Origin of the sequence: Oerskovia sp. Root22 (assembly GCF_001429135.1) — a bacterium.
Taxonomy (GTDB): Bacteria; Actinomycetota; Actinomycetes; order Actinomycetales; family Cellulomonadaceae; genus Oerskovia; species Oerskovia enterophila.
Genome location: NZ_LMIL01000009.1, coordinates 200358 through 220062, shown reverse-complemented (window position 1 = coordinate 220062; position 19705 = coordinate 200358). Strand labels below are relative to the sequence as shown.

15 protein-coding genes are annotated in these 19705 nt (G+C 73.1%); 2 read left to right on the top strand and 13 right to left on the bottom strand.

Annotated elements, in window-relative coordinates:
• Positions 1-32 precede the first annotated feature (32 nt).
• Together ASE15_RS21505 and ASE15_RS11460 are read right to left on the bottom strand one after the other, a co-directional pair.
• Positions 33-1235, bottom strand: a complete 1203-nt coding sequence (locus tag ASE15_RS21505; RefSeq protein ID WP_235534379.1) for a helix-hairpin-helix domain-containing protein — start codon at positions 1233-1235, stop codon at positions 33-35.
• Between the two features lie 107 nt (positions 1236-1342).
• The gene (locus ASE15_RS11460) at positions 1343-2197 is read right to left on the bottom strand and encodes a DegV family protein (RefSeq protein ID WP_056763389.1); all 855 of its coding nucleotides are present in this window, start codon (positions 2195-2197) and stop codon (positions 1343-1345) included.
• A gap of 105 nt (positions 2198-2302) precedes the next feature.
• Between ASE15_RS11460 and ASE15_RS11455 the strand changes: the two genes are divergently transcribed.
• A complete protein-coding gene (locus ASE15_RS11455; RefSeq protein WP_056763387.1) occupies positions 2303-4291 on the top strand; it encodes a helicase HerA-like domain-containing protein in 1989 nt (662 codons plus the stop codon).
• Between the two features lie 78 nt (positions 4292-4369).
• On the opposite strand, the gene ASE15_RS11450 is transcribed toward ASE15_RS11455, so the two are convergent.
• From ASE15_RS11450 to ASE15_RS11400, 11 genes are all read right to left on the bottom strand, one after another.
• Entirely contained in the window at positions 4370-5281 is a 912-nt protein-coding gene (locus tag ASE15_RS11450; RefSeq protein WP_056650738.1) for an endonuclease domain-containing protein, read from the bottom strand.
• 136 nt (positions 5282-5417) lie between these two features.
• Positions 5418-8378 (bottom strand): leucine--tRNA ligase, encoded by a 2961-nt coding sequence (leuS, locus tag ASE15_RS11445; protein ID WP_056650735.1) that lies wholly within the window; start codon positions 8376-8378, stop codon positions 5418-5420.
• Between the two features lie 254 nt (positions 8379-8632).
• Entirely contained in the window at positions 8633-9322 is a 690-nt protein-coding gene (locus ASE15_RS11440; RefSeq protein ID WP_056763385.1) for a vitamin K epoxide reductase family protein, read from the bottom strand.
• Positions 9323-9424: 102 nt separating this feature from the next.
• A complete protein-coding gene (locus ASE15_RS11435; RefSeq protein WP_056763774.1) occupies positions 9425-10615 on the bottom strand; it encodes an MFS transporter in 1191 nt (396 codons plus the stop codon).
• A gap of 221 nt (positions 10616-10836) precedes the next feature.
• Complete coding sequence (locus ASE15_RS11430; RefSeq protein ID WP_304438071.1) at positions 10837-11541, bottom strand: metal-dependent transcriptional regulator; 705 nt, start codon at positions 11539-11541, stop codon at positions 10837-10839.
• Positions 11542-11642: 101 nt separating this feature from the next.
• Positions 11643-12545, bottom strand: a complete 903-nt coding sequence (locus ASE15_RS11425) for a metal ABC transporter permease (protein ID WP_056763380.1) — start codon at positions 12543-12545, stop codon at positions 11643-11645.
• Positions 12542-13441, bottom strand: coding sequence for a metal ABC transporter ATP-binding protein (locus ASE15_RS11420; RefSeq protein ID WP_082618437.1), 900 nt, complete (start codon positions 13439-13441; stop codon positions 12542-12544). Before ASE15_RS11420 ends, ASE15_RS11425 begins: the two co-directional genes overlap by 4 nt.
• A 53-nt stretch (positions 13442-13494) precedes the next feature.
• The gene (locus ASE15_RS11415; RefSeq protein WP_056650726.1) at positions 13495-14463 is read right to left on the bottom strand and encodes a metal ABC transporter substrate-binding protein; all 969 of its coding nucleotides are present in this window, start codon (positions 14461-14463) and stop codon (positions 13495-13497) included.
• A gap of 72 nt (positions 14464-14535) precedes the next feature.
• Complete coding sequence (locus ASE15_RS11410) at positions 14536-15261, bottom strand: YceI family protein (RefSeq protein ID WP_056650724.1); 726 nt, start codon at positions 15259-15261, stop codon at positions 14536-14538.
• A gap of 85 nt (positions 15262-15346) precedes the next feature.
• Entirely contained in the window at positions 15347-17281 is a 1935-nt protein-coding gene (locus ASE15_RS11405; RefSeq protein ID WP_082618390.1) for a metallophosphoesterase family protein, read from the bottom strand.
• Positions 17282-17349: 68 nt separating this feature from the next.
• Positions 17350-18837 (bottom strand): MFS transporter, encoded by a 1488-nt coding sequence (locus ASE15_RS11400; protein ID WP_056651424.1) that lies wholly within the window; start codon positions 18835-18837, stop codon positions 17350-17352.
• Positions 18838-19033: 196 nt separating this feature from the next.
• Between ASE15_RS11400 and ASE15_RS21735 the strand changes: the two genes are divergently transcribed.
• A complete protein-coding gene (locus tag ASE15_RS21735; protein ID WP_056650721.1) occupies positions 19034-19606 on the top strand; it encodes a TetR/AcrR family transcriptional regulator in 573 nt (190 codons plus the stop codon).
• The last annotated feature ends 99 nt before the right edge of the window (positions 19607-19705 follow it).

Genomic DNA, 19705 nt, shown 5'->3' with positions numbered 1-19705 from the left:
GGGCGCCTCTGGCCGGAGATCGGTTCCCCACCTCAGACCCGTACCTGGTCGCGCAGCCTCGCGAGCAGCGCGTCGCCGATCCCGCTCACCTCCCCGAGCTCCTCGACGCTCGTGAACCTCCCGTTGGCCTCGCGCCACTCGACGATCCGGGCCGCGAGCACGGGCCCGATCCCCGACAGGGCGTCGAGCGCGGTCTGGTCCGCCGAGTTGAGGTCGACGGGTCCGGCCTCGCTGCCCGGCGCGGTCGCGGGACCGGGCGCCGCGGCGACGACCTCCCCCGGGCGGGGCACGACGATCTGCTCGCCGTCGACGACCTCGCGCGCCAGGTTGACGCCCGCGAGGTCCGCCTCAGCCGTGGCGTCCCCTGCGGCGGCGAGCGCGTCGGCCACGCGTGACCCCTCGGGCACGGTCACGAGCCCGGGAGCACCCACCGCGCCGACCACGTGCACGACGACGTCGCTCGCCCCGGCCGCACCGGTCGCCCCGACGTCGCTCGCCTCGGTCGCACCCGGCGCGGTCGAAGACCCGTCGTCCGAGGCCCTGGTCTCGCTCGACGCCTGCCCGCCCGGCCCGGCGCCGCCCTCGGAGGCGGTCGCTGGGTCGGCGAGCGTCGCCACAGGGCGCAGGTCGCCATCTCCCCGAAGGGTCCACGCGCCGACACCGACCGCGAGCAGCAGGACCGCGACCGCCGCCACCACGGCCGTCCGCGCGGCCACGGACCAGCGGCGGGGACCGCCGTCGGGCACGTGCTCGAATCCCGCGTGCGACGTCGGGTGGCCGTTCGCCGCGGTGTAAGCGGCGGCGACCGCGTCGAGCGCGCCGCGCGTCCCGGCGGGGCCGTCCTGCACGCTCGACGGCCGTGGGCCCCCGTCGTCCAACCCTCGACGTGAGGTCGAGCGTAAGGGGCCGCGTCCCTCCTCACCGGGCCCTCGACCGTCGGTCGAGGGTTCGGTCGCCACTCCCGCCGAGACGCTCCACCACGCCGGTTCCGACCCGGGGTCCTGCCGCTCCTCCGGCCTCAGGTCCGGGTCGAGAGTCACGGACGAGAAGCCGTCCGCAGGCTCGGCCCCCCGCACCGACGGGGCCGACGCACCCCGGACGGCCGCGGGCCCGGGTGCCGCACCCGGGACGCTCCGCAGCCTTCGCAGCCGGGCCGCGCCGTCCTCGCCCGGCGGCTCGGCGAGCGGGTCAGCAGGCGTCGTGTCGTGCGAGCGGCGCACGCGGGAGAAGGTCACCACGGCACGCTAGGCGCGTCCGCTCACGCCTCGCGGGGCATCAGGGATCCCCTGTGGAGGAGGTGCCTTCGAACCCGCCTGTGCACGGCCAGACACCGCCCAGAGCCTCAGGTCGCGCGGTCGGCCACGACGATCGCCAGGACTCCCGGTCCCGCGTGCACGCCCACGACCGCGCTCACAGGAGTCACCGCAGCCCGCACCCCGGTTGCGTCGAGCAGCCGCTCGGCGACCTCGGTCGCCGCGGCGTCGTCCCCCAGGAAGTGGACCGCGAGCTCGGGCTCGGCGCGCCGCTCGACCGACTCGACGGCGACGTGCACGAGCCGCTCGACCGCCGCAGCCCGGGTCCGGACCTTCTGGATCACCTCGATCCGACCGTCGCGCACCGCGAGGAGCGGGCGCACGCCCAGCACCGTGCCGAGCGCAGCCGCCGCGGCCCCCAGGCGTCCGCCGCGCCGCAGGTGCTCGAGCGAGTCGACCATGAAGATCGCGCGGCTCGAGTCGGCGACCCCGATCGCCCGCCGGGCCACCTCGTCGATCGTCGCACCGGCCGCCGCGGAGTCGGCCGCAGCGAGCGCCGCGAACCCCAGGCCCATGGCCACGGTCCGGGAGTCCACGACGCGCACCGGGATCGGCGACCGCGTCGCCGCGAGGGCCGCCGCGTGCACGGTGCCCGACAGGTCTCCCGAGAGGTGGATCGAGACGACCGAGCGCGCCCCCGCACGGGCCGCCGCCTCGTAGACCTGCACCAGGGCGTGCGGCGTCGGCTGGGAGGTCGTGACGCGCTGGCCCGAGCCGATCCTGGCGGCGACGTCGTCGGGTGACACGTCGACGCCCTCGAGGAACGTCTCGTCACCGACCAGCACCTGCAGCGGCACCACGGACAGGGACGGGCGGTCACCCGGGGGAAGGGAGGCGGTCGAGTCCGTGACGACGTGGACGGCCGGAGGCTTGGCAGGACTCATCTTCGGGAGATCCTACGTGGCGTGCCCCTGCGGTCGCACGCGGTCGGCCCGCGAGGGCGTGCGTGCGCCGCGCGCTCACCCCGGCACCGCCCTAGGATCCGAGACATGCCCGACGACGCAGCCCCCTCCCCCGCAGAGCTCGCCGCCCTGAAGGCCGCCGCCGCACAGGCAGCTGCCGAGGCGGCCGAGGCGAAGGCAGCCGCGGCCCAGGCCGCGCTCGAGGCGGCGCAGGCCGCTGCAGCCTCGTCGGCCCCGGGCGCGCCAGCCGGTGGCGCACCGTCGGGACCCGCCGTCCCGGCCAGGTCCGAGGCCACCGCCGAGGCGAGCGCCGAGGCGAGCGCCGTACCCGCGGACGCTCCGCCGTCGGGCAGCGACGAAGCCGGCCCCGCTCCGACGGACGCCGCTCCTCCCGCCGACGCTCCGCCGTCGGGCACCTCCCCCGGGCCGCTCGAGGGGTACCCCGCCGAGGTCGCCGCGGGCTACGCCACCAAGGGCGGGACGCTCGCGCTCGGCGCGCTGCTCGAAGCGCCCGACCGGACGCCCGGCGACCCCGTCCCACGCGCCGACGTCCAGGTCGGGTTCGCGCTCGCGATGCTCAACCGGCACGGGCTCGTCGCCGGGGCCACCGGCACGGGCAAGACCAAGACGCTGCAGGGCATGACCGAAGGACTCTCCGACGCCGGGGTGCCGACGTTCGTCGCCGACATCAAGGGCGACCTGTCCGGGCTCGCGGTGCCGGGCGCGAGCGGCGAGAAGATCCTCGAGCGGACCGCGAGCATCGGGCAGGACTGGAAGCCGACCATCTATCCGGTCGAGTTCTACTCGCTCGGCGGGCTCGGCAAGGGCATCCCGATCCGGACGACCGTGAGCGACTTCGGGCCCCTGCTGCTGTCCAAGGTGCTCGGGCTCAACGACACGCAGGAGTCGAGCCTCGGCCTGATCTTCCACTGGGCCGACACGCAGGGCCTCGCGCTGCTCGACCTCAAGGACCTGCAGTCGACCATCGCGTACCTCACCTCGGACGACGGCAAGGCCGAGCTCAAGGGCATCGGCGGGCTGTCCGCGGCCACGGCCGGGGTCATCCTGCGCGAGATCGTGACGCTGCAGGCACAGGGGGCGGACGTGTTCTTCGGCGAGCCCGCGTTCGACACGACCGAGCTCCTGCGCGTCGCGTCCGACGGCCGCGGCACCGTCTCGGCGCTCGAGCTGCCCGCCGTCCAGGACCGGCCCGCGCTCTTCTCGACGTTCCTCATGTGGCTGCTCGCGGACCTGTACCAGGACCTGCCCGAGGTCGGCGACCTCGACAAGCCCAAGCTCGTGTTCTTCTTCGACGAGGCGCACCTGCTCTTCACGGGGGCGTCCAAGGAGTTCCTCCAGCAGGTCGTGCAGACCGTGCGCCTCATCCGTTCCAAGGGTGTGGGCGTGTTCTTCGTGACGCAGAGCCCCAAGGACGTGCCCGCCGACGTCCTGGCCCAGCTCGGCAACCGGGTCCAGCACGCGCTGCGCGCCTTCACGCCCGACGACGCCGCGGCCCTGCGGGCGGCAGTGCGGACGTTCCCCACGTCGCCGTACGACCTGGAACAGCTGCTCCAGTCGCTCGGGACCGGCGAGGCCGTGGTCACGGTGCTGACCGAGAAGGGCGCCCCCACGCCGGTCGCCTGGACCCGGGTCCGGGCGCCCCAGTCGTCCATGGAGCCGGCGCCCGAGACCGTGATCGACGGGATCGTGGCGGGGTCGCCGCTCGCCGCGCGGTACGCCGTGGCGGTCGACAACGAGTCGGCGTACGAGCTGCTCACCGCGCGCATCGCCGCGCAGCACGCCGCGGCCGAGCAGGCGGAGCTCGCCGAGCAGCTCGCCAAGGAGCAGGAGGCCGCCCAGAAGGAGGCCGACAAGGCGGCCAAGAAGCAGGCCGACGAGCTCGAGAAGATGCGCGCCAAGCTCGAACGGGACGCGGCGCGCGCCGGGAGCGGGTCGCGGACGAGCACGGCCCGGAAGTCGACCGCGTCGTCGGGGCTCGACAAGTTCCTGGGGTCGATGGCGACGCAGCTCGGCCGGGAGATCACGCGGACGGTGTTCGGGACGCGGCGGCGGTGAGCCCAGGGCTGTCCGGCCCGCCGTCGAGTGCGTGATTCGGCTGCGACACGCCCGGCGAGTCGCAGCCGAATCATGCACTCAACGGGCCAAGGCCGCCCGCACCCGCCGGATGAACCTCTCGGGGTGTCGCATCACGTCGTCGGCCGTGACCGTGATGATCAGCCAACCCGCCTCCTCGAGCCGCTGTCGACGCTCGACGTCACGTCGCCACGTCCCGGGGTCGGTGCGGTGGACGTCCCCGTCGTACTCGATCGCGATCCGGAGCGCCGGGTAGGACATGTCCGGGAGGGCGAGGAATGATCCCGCCCGGTCCAGGGCGGGCATGTTGACCTCCGGGCACGGCAGCCCTGCGTCGACCAGGATCATCCGGGTCCGCGACTCCATCGAGGAGTCGGTTCCGCCGACGACGTGCTCGATCGCCACCCGCGACGCCACCAGTCCCCTCATCCTGTGGGTGCTCCCGAGGAGCCTGCGCATCTCGATGACCGAGGTCGCAGGGCCCTTCCGGCGGGTCATGGCGTCTCCGAGGACGACCAGCTCGTTCACGCTCAGCCCGTGCGAGAGGTGCAGCCACGTCTGCGCCGGGGTGGTGACCGGGATCCCGTGCCACGTCGTGACGGCGAGAGCCGGTTGGGTGCAGGTGTGAGCCACCAGGTCGTCGCGCTGCGGTCGCAGGTCCCTGCGTGGCACGACGACGTGCAGCCGCTCCCCCGGCCCACCACCCGCCTCGGCCGACGACCGGTCCAGCCGCCAGGGCACCTCGATCCCGAGGAGCCGTAGTGCCGTGACGTGGCTGAACGCCGCAGCGGACGGCAGGATCTCGAGCGCAGCCCGGCACCGAGCGGCGATGCCGTCGATGCTGCCCGCCGGTACGCGGACGCCGCGGGTCGGGGCCTCCCACCAGGGCCGACCGAGCTCGTGGCGTGTCAGTCCGTGGCTCGCGGCGTCCCGCGACCGGAGCACGACGGACGGCACCTGAGGGTTCGACATGCCGCCACGATGCCGCCTTTCGCACGCCCAGGGGCGGGCCCGCCGGTCATCTGTGGACAACCCGCCGTCGAGTGCGTGATTCGGCTGCGACACGCCCGGCGAGTCGCAGCCGAATCACGCACTCAAGCGACGAACGTCAGGCCGGGACCACGTTCACGAGCTTGGGCGCCCGCACGATCACCGTGCGGATCCCGCGCCCGTCGAGCGTGCGCTGCACGTTCGCGTCCGCCAGGGCCAGCTCGCGCAGCTCGTCGTCCCCGATCGAGGGCGAGACCTCGAGCCGGCTGCGGACCTTGCCCTGGACCTGCACGACGCACGTCACGGTGTCCTCGACCAGGTACTCGTCGAGAGCGACCGGGAAGGGCTCGTGCGCGAGCGACTGCGGGTGACCGAGCCGGGACCACAGCTCCTCCGCGATGTGCGGCGCGATGGGCGCGACCATGAGGATCAGCGGCTCGATCGCCTCGCGGGGCACCCGGTCCAGGCCCGTGAGGTGGTTGTTGAGCGCGATGAGCTTGGCGATCGCCGTGTTGGAGCGCATGTGCTCCATCTCGACGCGCACGTCGGCGATGGTGCGGTGGACCAGGCGCAGGGTCGCGACCTCCGCGGGCTCCTCCGAGACCGTCGTCTCGCCCGAGTCCTCGGACACGACGTTGCGCCACAGCCGCTGCAGGAAGCGCTGCGAGCCGACGACCGCGCGCGTGTCCCAGGGGCGCGACAGGTCGAGCGGTCCCATGGACATCTCGTACACGCGGAACGTGTCGGCGCCGTAGGCCTCGTACATGTCGTCAGGCGTCACGACGTTCTTGAGCGACTTGCCCATCTTCCCGTACTCACGGTTGACGGGCTCGCCCTTCCACAGGTACCGGACCTCATCGCCGCTGCTCTCCTCGACGACCTCTTCCGCGGGCACGTACGCGCCACGCGAGTCGGTGTACGCATAGGCCTGCACATAGCCCTGGTTGAAGAGCTTGTGGAACGGCTCGGTGCTGGTCACGTGCCCCAGGTCCAGGAGCACCTTGTGCCAGAAGCGCGCGTAGAGCAGGTGCAGCACGGCGTGCTCGACGCCGCCCACGTACAGGTCGACACCGCCCGCGGGGCCGGCCGTGGCGTTGTGCCCGGGGCCGGTCCAGTACTTCTCGAGCTCGGGCGAGGCCATGTGCTCGGTGTCCGCCGGGTCGAGGTAGCGCAGGTAGTACCAGCACGACCCTGCCCAGTTGGGCATGGTGTTGGTGTCGCGGCGGTAGGTCTTGGGGCCGTCGCCCAGGTCGAGCGTGACGTTGACCCAGTCCTCGTTGCGGCCCAGCGGCGGCTCGGGCGAGGAGTCGGCGTCGTCCGGCTCGTAGGTGCGCGGCGAGTAGTCCGGGACCTCGGGGAGGTTGACGGGCAGCAGCGAGTCCGGCAGCGCGATGGGCTGGTCGTTCTCGTCGTAGACGATGGGGAACGGCTCGCCCCAGTAGCGCTGACGGCTGAAGAGCCAGTCGCGCAGGCGGTAGGTCACGGTGCCGCTGCCGATGCCCTTGGCCTCGAGCCACTCGATCATGGCGCGCTTGGCGTCGGGCACGCTCAGGCCGTCGAGCGAGATCTCGTCGTTGGACGAGTTGACGATCTCGCCGTCGCCGGTCCAGGCGCCCTCGTGGTCCTCGGGGGCCGCGACCGTGCGGACCACGGGCAGCTCGAAGGCCTCGGCGAACGCGTGGTCGCGCTCGTCGCCGCCGGGGACCGCCATGATGGCGCCCGTGCCGTAGCCCATGAGGACGTAGTCCGCGGTGAACACGGGGATGAGCACACCGTTGACGGGGTTCACGGCGAGGTGGCCCGTGAACACGCCGGTCTTCTTGCCCGCGTCGGCCTGGCGCTCGACCGCGGTCTTGGCGGCGGCCTCCTTGCGGTAGGCCGCGACGGCGTCGATCGGGGTCGCGTGCCCGCCGGTCCAGACGTCGTGCGTGCCGTCGGGCCACTCGGCCGGGACCTCGTCGAGCAGCGGGTGCTCGGGCGAGACGACCATGAACGTCGCGCCGAACAGGGTGTCGGGGCGCGTCGTGAAGACCTCGACGTCGCCGACGGGGCTGCTCCCGCCGATCGCACCGTCGATCGCGAAGCGCACGGTGGCGCCCTCGCTGCGACCGATCCAGTTGCGCTGCATCGACTTGACCTTCTCCGGCCAGTCGATGAGGTCCAGGTCGTCGGCCAGGCGGTCCGCGTACGCCGTGATGCGCATGTTCCACTGGCGCAGGCTGCGCTGGAAGACGGGGAAGTTGCCGCGCTCGGAGCGACCGTCGGACGTGACCTCCTCGTTCGCGAGCACGGTGCCCAGGCCCGGCGCCCAGTTCACGGGCGACTCGGACACATAGGCCAGGCGCTGCGGGTCGATCACGGCGCGCTGCGCGACGCGGTCGAGGTCCTCCCAGCGGGTGCCCTCGGGGTGGCCGGGGACGGCACGCGTACCTGCGGCGTACTCGGCCACGAGCTCGGTGATGGGGCGCGCACGGCCCGTGCCGCCGTCGGGACGCTCGGCGTCCTCGTCGTACCAGGCCTCGAAGATCTGCAGGAAGATCCACTGGGTCCAGCGGATGTACTCGGGGTCGATCGTCGCGAACGAGCGGCGCGAGTCGTGCCCCAGGCCGAGCCGGCGCAGCTGGCGCTTCATGTTGGCCATGTTGGCCTCGGTCGTGACGCGCGGGTGCTGACCGGTCTGCACCGCGAACTGCTCGGCGGGCAGGCCGAACGCGTCGTAGCCCAGCGCGTGCAGCACGTTGTCGCCGCACATGCGTCGGAAGCGTCCGACGACGTCGGTCGCGATGTACCCGAGCGGGTGGCCCACGTGCAGGCCCGCGCCCGAGGGGTACGGGAACATGTCCATGATGAAGTACGGCGAGCGGCCGTCGGCGTGCCTGCCCTCGCCGTCGGTGAGGTGACCCGAGGGGTTGGCCGCGAAGAACGTGCCGCGCTCCTCCCACGCGTCCTGCCACCGGAGCTCGATGTCCTGCGCGAGGGCGGGCGTGTAGCGGTGGGAGGTCGTCTCGAGCGAGGCCGCGGGGGCGGTGTGCGCGGACTCGGCGGGGTTCTCGGGGGCGGGGTTCTCTGGCGTGCTCACCCCGCGAGTTTACCGTTCGGCACGGGGGCGCCCGGCAGCGTCTTCGCTACTGGGCACGGGGTGCTCCGGTCGCCGCCCGCCGGGGTGTGACCGGCCCGACGGCGCAGCGCACCCCGCGCTACCCGGTCGCCGTCCGTTCGGGTCTCCCGGGCGAGCGGGGGCGGGTCACCGGGCCGGTGGTGCCGGCCACCGGCCCGGTGGGTTCTGGACCTGTCAGGTGCTGCCGAGGGCCGTCCGGCCCCTCCGGCCGCCGATCAGGTGCTCTGGAGGTAGGTGACGATCGTGGGGCCCATCTCCAGGAAGACCCAGGCCACGAGGAGGACGTACATCACGGCGAGCAGGATCCCGCGGTTGTCGACGATCAGCCGCTTCGCGCCCTCGCCGACCGGGAGGTACCCCTCCTGCACGGCGTGCACGACCTGGTACCAGAACAGCGGGATCATCGCGGCCCACACGACCATGCAGAAGGGGCAAAGCACGACGAGCACGTAGAGGCTCGTCCACACGAGGAAGACGATGAGACCCATCGCGACCGTCGTGACGGCGAGCATCGTGAGCCAGAACCAGCGCGGCAGACGCGCACCGGTCAGCACCACGACGCCGATCGTCATGACCACGGGGAACGCCGCGACCCCGAGGTAGGGGTTGGGGAACCCGAGCAGGGTGCCCTGCCACGACGCCATCGCGGGACCGCAGTCGAGGAACGGGTTGAGCGAGCACGACGCGACGTGGTTCGGGTCGATGAGCTTGAGGTACTTCTCGATCGCGAGCCAGGCGGCGCCGACCAGGCCGACCGCGCCCGCCACCACGAGGACCCACCCGAAGGCTCGGGTCGAGAGGTTCTTGGCGTCGACGTCGGGCAGCCCTGCGGCTGCGTCCGGGCGCTGCGCGCGGGGCGCCGGGGTGCGCCCGGCACGGGAAGGACGGGTGGGGCTCTCGCTCACGAACCGCTCCTGGAGGTCTGCGTGTGCACTTCCGGCACACAGGTGGGCCCAAGGTACCGGCGAACTCTGAGGTTTGGCTGGAGGTCTCGCCGGTCCGTCACCTCAGGACGCGGCGACCGTCTCCTCGACGGGCGCGTCTGCCGGGACCACGTCCTCGCGGACGTGCGCGACGCGCTGGCGACCGAAGGCCACGATGATCGCGAGCCCCACGAGCGTCAGCGCGAGCCCTGTCCAGGCCGGGGCGAGGTAGCCCCAGCCCGCGGCGATCACGAGACCGCCGAGGAACGCCCCGTTGGCGTTGCCCACGTTGAGCGCCGAGTGGCACAGCGCGGCGCCGAGCGAGGGGGCGTCCGGCGAGAGGTCCATGAGGCGGGTCTGGAGCGCGAGCCCCAGGATCTGGGAGGTCACGCCCAGCAGGAACAGCGCCGCGACCGCGGGCACGGGGCTCTGGCCCGTGAGCGCGAACGCGACGAGGGCCGCGGCCGTGGACCCGAACCCGATCCAGACCGTGCGCATGACGTCCTTGTCCGCGAGCCTGCCCCCGACGACCGTCCCGAGCGTCATGCCCAGGCCGAAGATCGCGAGGACCACGGGGACCACGCCGAGCGAGAGCCCGGTGACCTCGGTCATGGTCGGGGCGACGTAGGAGTAGACCGCGAACATGCCGCCGAACCCGATCGCCCCACCCACGAAGCTGATCCAGAGCGCGCCGTTCTTGAGCGCCGCGAGCTCCTGGCCCACGCTCGACCCGGTGTCGCCGGACCCGGCCGGGACCCAGCGCCACAGGGCAAGGAGCGTGATCCCGCCCAGGACGCCGATGAGCACGAACGCCGCGCGCCACCCGAGCACCTGCCCGGCGTAGGTCGAGAGCGGCACGCCCACGACGTTCGCGACGGTCAGCCCCGTCATCATCATGGCGACGGCGTGGCCGCGCCGTCCGGGGCCCGCCACGGCGGCCCCGACGGCCGCCCCGACGCCGAAGAACGCGCCGTGCGGCAGTCCGGCGAAGAACCGGCCCGCGATGAGCCACTCGAGGCTGGGGGCCGCGGCGGACAGCACGTTGCCGAGCGTGTAGGCGAGCATGAGGCCCACGAGGAGCTTCTTGCGCGAGACGCGCGCGGCGAGCACGGTCAGGAGCGGCGCGCCGACCACGACGCCCACGGCGTAGGCCGTGATCGCGTGCCCGGTCAGGGGGATGGAGGCGTCGAACGCGGTCGCGATGTCGGGCAGCAGGCCCATGGTCGCGAACTCGGTGGTGCCGATCGTGAAGCCGCCCACGGCGAGCGCGAGCAGCGCGAGGCCTGCGGTCCGGGTGCTGCGAGGTGCGCCGCCGGTGCGTGCCCGACGGCGGTCCGCGCCCGGGACGGGCGCGTCGGAGCGGGTGTCGGTCGTCCCGGGCAGGCCGGTGCTGTCGACGGTCAAGGCGCCCCCTTCAAGGGTGTCGTTGCAAGGATCGAATCGTTTCGAACGCAACGCCGGCGCCGTCGGCAGCGTGATGCGGGAAGACCGTCAGTCTAGACCGGGGCGGAGTCCGTGGCGAGAGGCACGGGCACGACCCACACGCGCGACGCCGCCGGCAGTCCCAGATGGACCGGGCTCGCGTCGCTCCCCCACGTGATCGCCATGGTGCCCGCGTACTCGCGCCGCTCGTGCACGCGGACCTCGGCGTCGAGGCCCAGGCCCAGCTCGGCCAGGTAGCGCAGCACGTCCGGGTCCGAGTCCGAGATCCGCGCCACGACCGCGCACGCCCCCGCGTCGAGCTCCGAGAGCCGGATCGCCGCCGGACGCGGGACGAACCCGGACGCCGTGGGGATCGGGTCGCCGTGCGGGTCGCGCGTGGGATGGCCGAGCAGGGCGTCGATGCGGTCGAGCATCAGGTCCGAGACCGCGTGCTCGAGCACCTCGGCCTCGTCGTGGACCTCGTCCCACGAGTAGCCCAGCTCCGAGACCAGGTACGTCTCGAGGATCCGGTGCCGACGGACCATCGCGACCGCGTGCGATCGCCCGAGGTCCGTGAGCTCGATCGCACCGTAGCGCGCGTGCACCAGGAGCCCCTGCGACGACAGGCGGCGCACGGTCTCCGAGACGGTCGAGGCCCCGACGCCGAGCCGGTCCGCGAGGAGCTTGGTGGTCACCGGCTCGTCGGACCACTCCTGCGCGGACCACACCACCTTGAGGTAGTCCTGGGCGACGGAGGTCAGGTCGAGGGGATGGTCCACGGCGCCCACTCTATTTCACGGCCCTCCCCCGGAGCCGGGAGGACCGAGGTCCGGACGCCGGCGCGCACCCGGCGCCCGCCCCCTCGCCACGCCCGGTCACCTCACCCCGCGACCAGCTCCACGGGCTCGCGCTCCGCCGTCGGGCCGGAGGACGGCACGACGCGCGGGCGGCGCGCCAGGTGCACCACGTACGCGACCGCGAACACGACGCCCTGCGCCACCACGATCGTCGCGGCGCTCGCGGTGTCGAGGTAGTAGCTCGCGTAGATCCCCACGACGGCGCACCCGACCGCGACGAGCGGCGCGACCACGAGCATGCGCGACATCCGGTCGACCAGGAGGTAGGCCGTCGCGCCCGGCGTGATGACCAGGGCCACCACGAGCACGACCCCGACCGCCTGGAGCGCGACCACCACGGTCAGCGCGAGCGACCCCAGGAGCAGCGCTGACAGCCGCCGCGGCGAGATCCCGACGGCGTGCGCGTGCACGGGATCGAACGCGAACAGCGTCAGGTCGCGCCGCTTGAGCACGAGCACCACGGTCGTCAGCGCACCCAGGACCACGACCTGCCACAGGTCCGCGTCGGTGATGCCCAGCATGTTGCCGAACAGGATGTGCCCCAGGTCGATCTGGCTCGGGGTCACCGAGATGAGCACGATCCCGATCGCGAAGAGCGTCGTGAAGACCACGCCGATCGCCGCGTCCTCCTTGAGCCGGCTCGTGTCGCGCACGGTCCCGATCAGCGCGACCGCGCCGACCCCGAACACGAGCGCCCCGATCGCGAACGGCACCCCCACCACGTACGACAGGACCACGCCCGGCAGCACCGCGTGCGACACCGCGTCGCCCAGCAGCGACCAGCCGATCATGATGAGCCAGCAGCTCAGGAGCGCGCACACGATGCTCGCGACGACCGCGACGAGCAACGCGCGCTGGACGAACTCGTACCCGAGCGGCGCGGCGAGCCAGTCCCCCGCGCTCGCGAGAAGGTCGACGGGGTTCAACGGGCTGCTCCTTCGGACGGGGCGTCGGACGGGTCGGCGACGGCCGAGCCGTGGTCGGCGACACCAGAGGTGGTGGTCGAGGCGCCCGAGCTGTCGCTCGCACCTTCGCGGCGCGCCGACGCGAGCGGGTCGATCCCGAACGTGCGCGCGAGGTTCTCGGGGCGCAGCACCACGTCGGGCGGCCCGGTCATGATGATGCGTCGCTGGAGGAGGATCGCGTCGTCCACGAGGTCGGGCAGCGACGCGAGGTCGTGCGTCGAGACGAGCACGGCGCACCCCGCGGCGGCGAGGCTCCGGAGCACCGAGGTGATCTGCGCCTCCGAGACCTTGTCGACCCCGGCGAAGGGCTCGTCGAGCAGCAGCAGCCGCGCGCCCTGCGCGATCGCGCGCGCCACGAAGACGCGCTTGCGCTGCCCGCCCGACAACCTCCCGATCTGCCGGTGCGCGAGGTCGGCGAGCCCCACGCGGTCCAGGGCGTCGGCCACGGCCCGCCGGTCCTCGGCGCGTGCGCGGCGCGTGGGTCCGAGCCCCCCGTAGCGCCCCATGGTCACGACGTCGCGCACGTCGACCGGGAAGGACCAGTCGACGTCCTCGGACTGCGGGACGTATCCCACGAGCCCGTCCTTGCGCGCCGCGTCGGCGTCTCGGCCGTAGATCCGGACGTCTCCCACCTGGGTGACGCCGCTGCCGCGCGTCATGCCCATGACGGACCGGAAGAGCGTCGACTTGCCCGAGCCGTTGGCCCCGATGAGCCCGGTCACGGTGCCCGGGGCGAGCGAGAGGGCGACGTCCTCGAGGGCCAGCGTCTCGCGGTAGCGGACCGTGAGCCCGCGGACCGCCAGGGCTGCAGGTGCAGAGGGCTCAGCAGGCTCGACCGGTGCAGCGCTCCGGGCCAGGGCCGACCCCGCGTCCGTCCCTGGTGCCACCGCACCGCTCCCGACACCCGCGCTCACGACTCGCCCCGCAGACCCTCGCTGATGACGCGCGCGTCGTAGGCGAGGAGGTCGAGGTAGGTGGGGACGTCGCCGTCGGGCCGGGAGAGCGAGTCGACGTAGAGCGTGCCCGCGTACGTCGCGCCCGTCTCCGCGGCGACCTGGCGCTGCGCGGAGTCCGAGACGGTCGTCTCGCAGAACACCGCGCGCACGCCGTTGTCACGCACGTGGTCGATCACGCCCGCGACCTGCTGGGGCGTGCCCTGCTGGTCGGCGTTGACCGGCCACAGGAACTTCTCGTCGAGCCCGACGTCGCGCGCCAGGTAGGAGAACGCCCCCTCGCACGTCACCAGGACGCGCGACCCCGCGGGCACCTGCTCGACCTCGGCAGCGAGCTCGCGCCCCACGGTCTCGATGCGCTCGGCGTAGTCGGTCGCGTTCGCCCGGTAGTCCGCAGCGTGCGCAGGGTCCGCGACGGCGAACGCCTCACCGATGTTGCGCGCGTAGATCGCGCCGTTGACGGGCGACATCCAGGCGTGCGGGTTGGGCCGCCCGTCGTACGCGCCCGAGGCGATCGAGAGGACGTCGACGCCGTCCGAGACCGTGACGTGGGGCGCGTCGAGGCGTGCGACGAAGGGTTCGAACCACTTCTCGAGCCCGAGCCCGTTGTCGAGGACCAGGTCCGCGCCCGCAGCGCGCCGCAGGTCCGCGGGCGTGGGTTCGTAGCCGTGGATCTCGGCGCCGACCTTGGTGAGCGAGGAGACCTCGACGTGCTCTCCCCCGACCTCGCGGGCCATGTCCGCCAGGACGGTGAAGGTCGTCAGGACCTCGAGGCGCCCGACGGCGTCGCTCGCCGCCGGATGGTCGGCGGAGGTTCCGGCGGGCTCGCCCGGGGCGGTGTCGGCCGCGCAGGCCGCGGCGAGGAGCAGGGCCGTCAGGCCTCCGAGGAGACCTTTCACCCCTGTGCGAAGTTGAAAGTTCGGCATACCGAACTTTAACCACGAACGAGGTGCCGCGTCGAGTCCTCAGGGCGGATCGAACGGGTTCCTCGAACAGGTTCAGGGCGAGGTGGGCGCCGGGGACGGCGCCTCCGGGACACGCTCGAGCTCGAGCAGCATCTCGACCGTCCCCGAGGGCTCGACCGTCACGAACGGCAGCTCGGGCAGGTGCACGCCGTAGTCGGCGAAGGTCACGGGGATCGCACCGCTGACCTGGACCCCGTCGCCCGAGCGCCGCGCCTCGAGCGTCACGGTCACGGGCTCGGTCACGTCGCGGATCGTCAGCGTGCCGCGCGCCTGGACCGTGAGGGGCTCGTCGCGTTCCTCGACACCCTCGAGGTCGACCGGCTCGGTGAGGATGAACACCGCGTCGGGGAAGACGTCGGTCTCGAGCAGACGCCGGAACGCGTCGTCGCGCACCACGCTGCTGCTCGCGATCGACGCGGTCTTGACCGTGATCTCGGCCCGGACGAGCTCGCCGTCCGTCACGACGAGCGTCCCCGCGACCTCGTCCGTCCGGCCGACGACCGTGCCCTTCTCGCCGCTGAGCACCTCGTCGAACCGATAGCCCGCCTGCGAACCCGCGCCCACGACCCAGGTGCCGTCCGGGTCGAACGGGCCCGGGTCCGGCGTGGCCGTCGGGGAGGCCGTCTCCCCCGGGGTCTGGAGCCCGAGGGGCGGCGGGGCCGTGCCGGCCGAGAGCCGTGCGACCAGGTAGGGGCCCGCGAGCACGATCACCAGCGCCGCGACGATCGCGGCGAGGATCCATCGGGCACCTCTGCTCATACCGCGTATTCTGCCGCGTCCGCGGTCGGGGTCGAGACCGCGACCGGTCGATTCACCCGCTCCGTCGGAGTCGTGCACGAGCCCCTCACTCCTCCTTCGCGGAGTCGTCCGTGATCGTCGCCGCGGGCGCCCCGTCGGCGCCGTCACCGGTCCCGTCGGCGCCGTCACCGGTCCCCGTCCCGTCCGGCGCCTCGGTGCCCTCGCCGGTCCCGTCGAGGACCTCCTCCGGCACCGGCACGGGGAACGCCTCGCGGGCGCCGACCTGCGCGGAACCGTCGGGGAAGACCTGCACGAGCTGCCAGTCGACGAACTCGCGCAGCACGGGGTCGAAGCGCAGGACGGTCATCTCCGCGACCCCCTTGAGCGGCCCGACGGTCGGCTCCCCCGACTCGGCCCCCGCGGTGCTCGCGTTGACGTACCGGATGCCCAGGCCGAACTGCTCGGGCCCGCTGCGGCGGTGCGTGTGCCCCGAGACCTGCAGCGGGACGCAGCCCGTCTCGAGGGCCTCGTTCCCGGCGCGCGGCGAGTGCACGAGCAGGAGATCGATCCCGTCCTTGGCGTCGCACGCGGCCTGCGCGAGCCGCTCGGCCTGCTCGGCGGGGGTCTCGGGACGGGCGGCCTTGGACCCGGCACCGATCCTCGTCTCGAGCGCGTCCCGGTCTCCGAGGATGCGGACCCCGTCGACCTCGATCACGTCGCCGTCGAGGATCTTGACGCCTCGCTTGCGCTCCTGCGCCGAGGTCTCGACGCTGTCGTGGTTCCCGTCCGCGACGACCATCGTGGCACCGTCCGGGACGGCGGACGTGAACGAGTTCACGCAGAACTGCTCGACGCTCGTGCCGTTCATGGTCGTGTCGCCCGCGTTGAGCACGATGCTCGCCCCGGAGCGCTCGGCCGCGGTGCGGATCAGCGGGGTCATCCCGATGTTGCAGTGCAGGTCGCTCACCACCAGCATCGAGACGAGCTCGTCCTCGGGCGTCGCGGACGGCGACTCGGTCGAACCGCCCGAGGGGGTCGCACCACGACGCGCGGCGGAGCCCTCCGCGCCCTCGGCGGCCCGGTCGCCCTCGCTGCCCGACGGCGCCTCGCCCGCAGGGTCCTGGGCCGCACCGTCGGTGCCGGTCGGGTCGTCGGGGCCCACCTGGTCGCCTGCGACGCCGCCGTCGGCCCCCTGCTCCCCCTCCACGGGCGGCGCGGTGGCCGCGTCGCGTGCGGCCTGCTCGTCGGCCTCCCGCTGGGCGGCGGCCTCTTCCTCGAGCACGTCGCGCTCGTCCCACGCGACGCCCAGCGCCGTGTTCGCGCGGGCGTAGAAGGCCTCGTTGTCCTTGTAGGCGTTCATGAGCATGCCGCCGTAGGTGTCGACGACCCCCGCGAGGCGGCCCGTGATCCGGGCTCCCTCGAGCGGGGTGCCCGCGAAGACCGCCGATGCGGGGCGCGAGTCGGTCGTCGAGGGCTCCTCGGCCGAGGCGGACAGCACACCGAAGACGAGCGAGACCACGACGACACCCGCGGTGATCTCCCAGGTCCTCGGCGCGACCGCCTCGCCGATCTCACGCCGTCGGGCCGCTCCGAGGAGCAGGTAGAACCCCGCGCCCGCGGCCGCGACCACCAGGATCGCGAGGCCCGTCCGCCGCGCGGCGTCGGCCACGAGGCTGCGCGTGACCTGCTCGATCGTGTCCTGCGGCCCGCCGAAGAACTGCAGGTACCCCTGGAGGTCCTGCGTCAGGGCGGCGATGGTCGTCGCCTGGTCGAACGCCGTGAGGTCCGCGGGGATCTCCTCGACCGTGATCCGTGCACCGAGACCCACCGGGAGCGGCGAGTCGATCTCGAGCGTGCCGAGCGGGCCGAGGTCGACCACGACGAGGCTGTCGGTCGTCACCTCGTACCGGGCCTCGTGCGGGCCCAGGCTGAGGTCCGCGGTCGCGGTGGTCACGCCGAACACGACGCACGGGACGAGCAGGGCGACGACGGACAGCGTGTAACGGACCCAGCGGGGCGGGGTGCGACGGGGACGATTCATCACCTCTCACCCTTGCGGATCGGACGCCCGGATGCCAGCGGGCACGCTCGCCGGCATCCGGGTGAATCTCACGCGCGTGCGGAACGCAGGGCCACGAGCGCGATGACCGACGCCACGAGCATGAGCCCGAAGCCGATCCAGGACGTGGTCCCGACGCCGCTGCCGAACGCCTCGTGCGCCGAGGCGAGCAGCGCCTGCGCCTGCTCGGTCGGCAACGTCTGCGCCACCTGCGTGGCGCCGCCGAGCGTCTCGGCGGCCGCCGCCGCATCCGCGGCGGGCACCCCGTCGGGCACGACGACGTTGCGGTGGTAGGAGGCCGTGAGGATGCTGCCCAGCACCGCCGTGCCGAGCACGGCCCCGACCTCGTACGCGGTCTCCGAGATCGCCGAGGCGGCACCCGCCTTGTCGGCGGGGACCGCCGAGACGATCAGGTCGTTCGACACGGTCTCCGCGGCTCCGATCCCGATCGCGAGGACCACGAACGCGACCACGAGCCCGGTCAGCGTGCTCGCCCCTGCGGTCAGGGCGACCATCGCGTACCCCGCGGCGGCGAACAGGATCGCGACCGCCACGACGTGGGACGGGCGCACCCTGCGCACGACCCGGACCACCAGGAGACCCGCGACCACCATCGCGACCAGGCCCGGCAGCAGGGCGTAGCCCGCCTTCATGGGGCTCAGCCCCAGCACGAGCTGCACGTCCTGGGACACGAAGAACAGGAAGCCCACGAGCGAGAAGACCGAGAGCAGGTTGATGACCACGGCCCCCGAGAACTCGCCCTTGCGGAACAGCCGGACGTCGATCATGGGGTCCGGGCGCCCGAGCTGACGACGCACGAAGACCCAGCCCGCCACGAGACCGAGCACGAGAGCCCCGAACGCCAGCGCGCTGGGACCGGACTTCGCGAGGGTCTTGATCCCGAGCACGATCGGCGCCATGGTCGCCATCGAGAGCACGATCGAGACCACGTCGACGCGGCCGGGGTTCGAGTCCCTGGACTCGGGCACGAAGACCGGCGCGAGCACGAGGAGCAGCACGAGGACGGGCACCGCCAGCAGGAAGACCGAGCCCCACCAGGCGTGCTCGAGCAGGAACCCGCCGGCGATGGGCCCGATCGCGTTGCCCGCGGCGAAGCCCGCGGCCCAGATCGCGATCGCGAGCCGCCGCTCCTCACGGTCGGTGAAGATGTTGCGCAGCAGCGAGAGCGTGGGCGGCATGATCATGGCGCCGAAGAACCCGAGCCCCGCGCGCGAGGCGATGAGCGCCTCGGCGCTCGGAGCGTAGGCCGCGACGACGGAGAGCAGAGCGAACCCGACCGCGCCGACGAGCAGGAGCCTGCGCCGGCCGATCCTGTCCGCGAACGAGCCCATCGAGACGAGCAGGCCCGCGAGCACGAGCGGGTAGATGTCGATCATCCACAGCAGCTGGGTCCCCGTGGGGCGCAGCGCCTCGGAGATCTGCGGCAGCGCGAACGTCAGCACCGTGTTGTCGATCGAGACGAGCAGCACGGGGAGCATGAGCACGGCGAGCGCGACCCACCGGCGCCTGCGGGTCAGGGGCGTGCCACCGGTCGGGGTCGTGGGGTCCTGCGGTGCGCCGACGGGGCCGTTCGGGTCCCGGGGCGTCCGGTTGTCCTGGACGAGAGTCACGGGAGCGTCCTTTCACGTACGAGGACGGCTGGGGCGGCGCTGTGGCGCCGGACTGCCAACCGTCCAGACGGTATAGTAACCGTCCGGTCGGTACACTTTCAAGATGCCGCCGCCCCCCGCCGCTCGCGCCAAGGTCCTCGAGGCCTTCGCCACCCTGCTCGTGACCCAGGGAGAGCGCGCGACCACGCTCGACGCGGTCGCCGCCGAGGCCGGCGTGTCCAAGGGCGGCCTGCTCTACCACTTCGGGTCCAAGGTCGCGCTGGCCGAGGGGCTCATGGAGCACCTGCGAGACCTCACGGCCGCCGACGTCGACGCCATGCGCACAGCCCCCGCAGGCCCGGTGGACTACTTCATCCGCACGTCGGCCGACTCCGACAGCGACTTCGAGCTCGTCTACGTCGCGGTCTCGCGGCTCGCTCAGGGCAGCTACCCGCAGGCACGCGCCGCGCTCGACGACGCGCACGACGCCTGGGCCGGGGCCGTGCTCGAGGTCGTCGGCGACCCTGTGCTGACCCGCGCGATCATGCTCATCGGCGACGGCCTCTACGCCCAGGCGAGCGAGCACTTCGCGAGCGGCGCCTCGCCCGCGAACGCGGCGACGCCCCAGGGCGGGTCGATCGACGACCTGCTCGCCCTGATCGACCAGATGATCGCGCTGCGCGCACAGCACGCCTGAGGACGCCGGGCCCGGCCGGCCACAGGCAGGCGGCGCGTCGCCGTCGGGCAGGGCGCTCCTTCGTCGCCGGACATGCGAGAGGCGCCGTTCGCCCCCAGT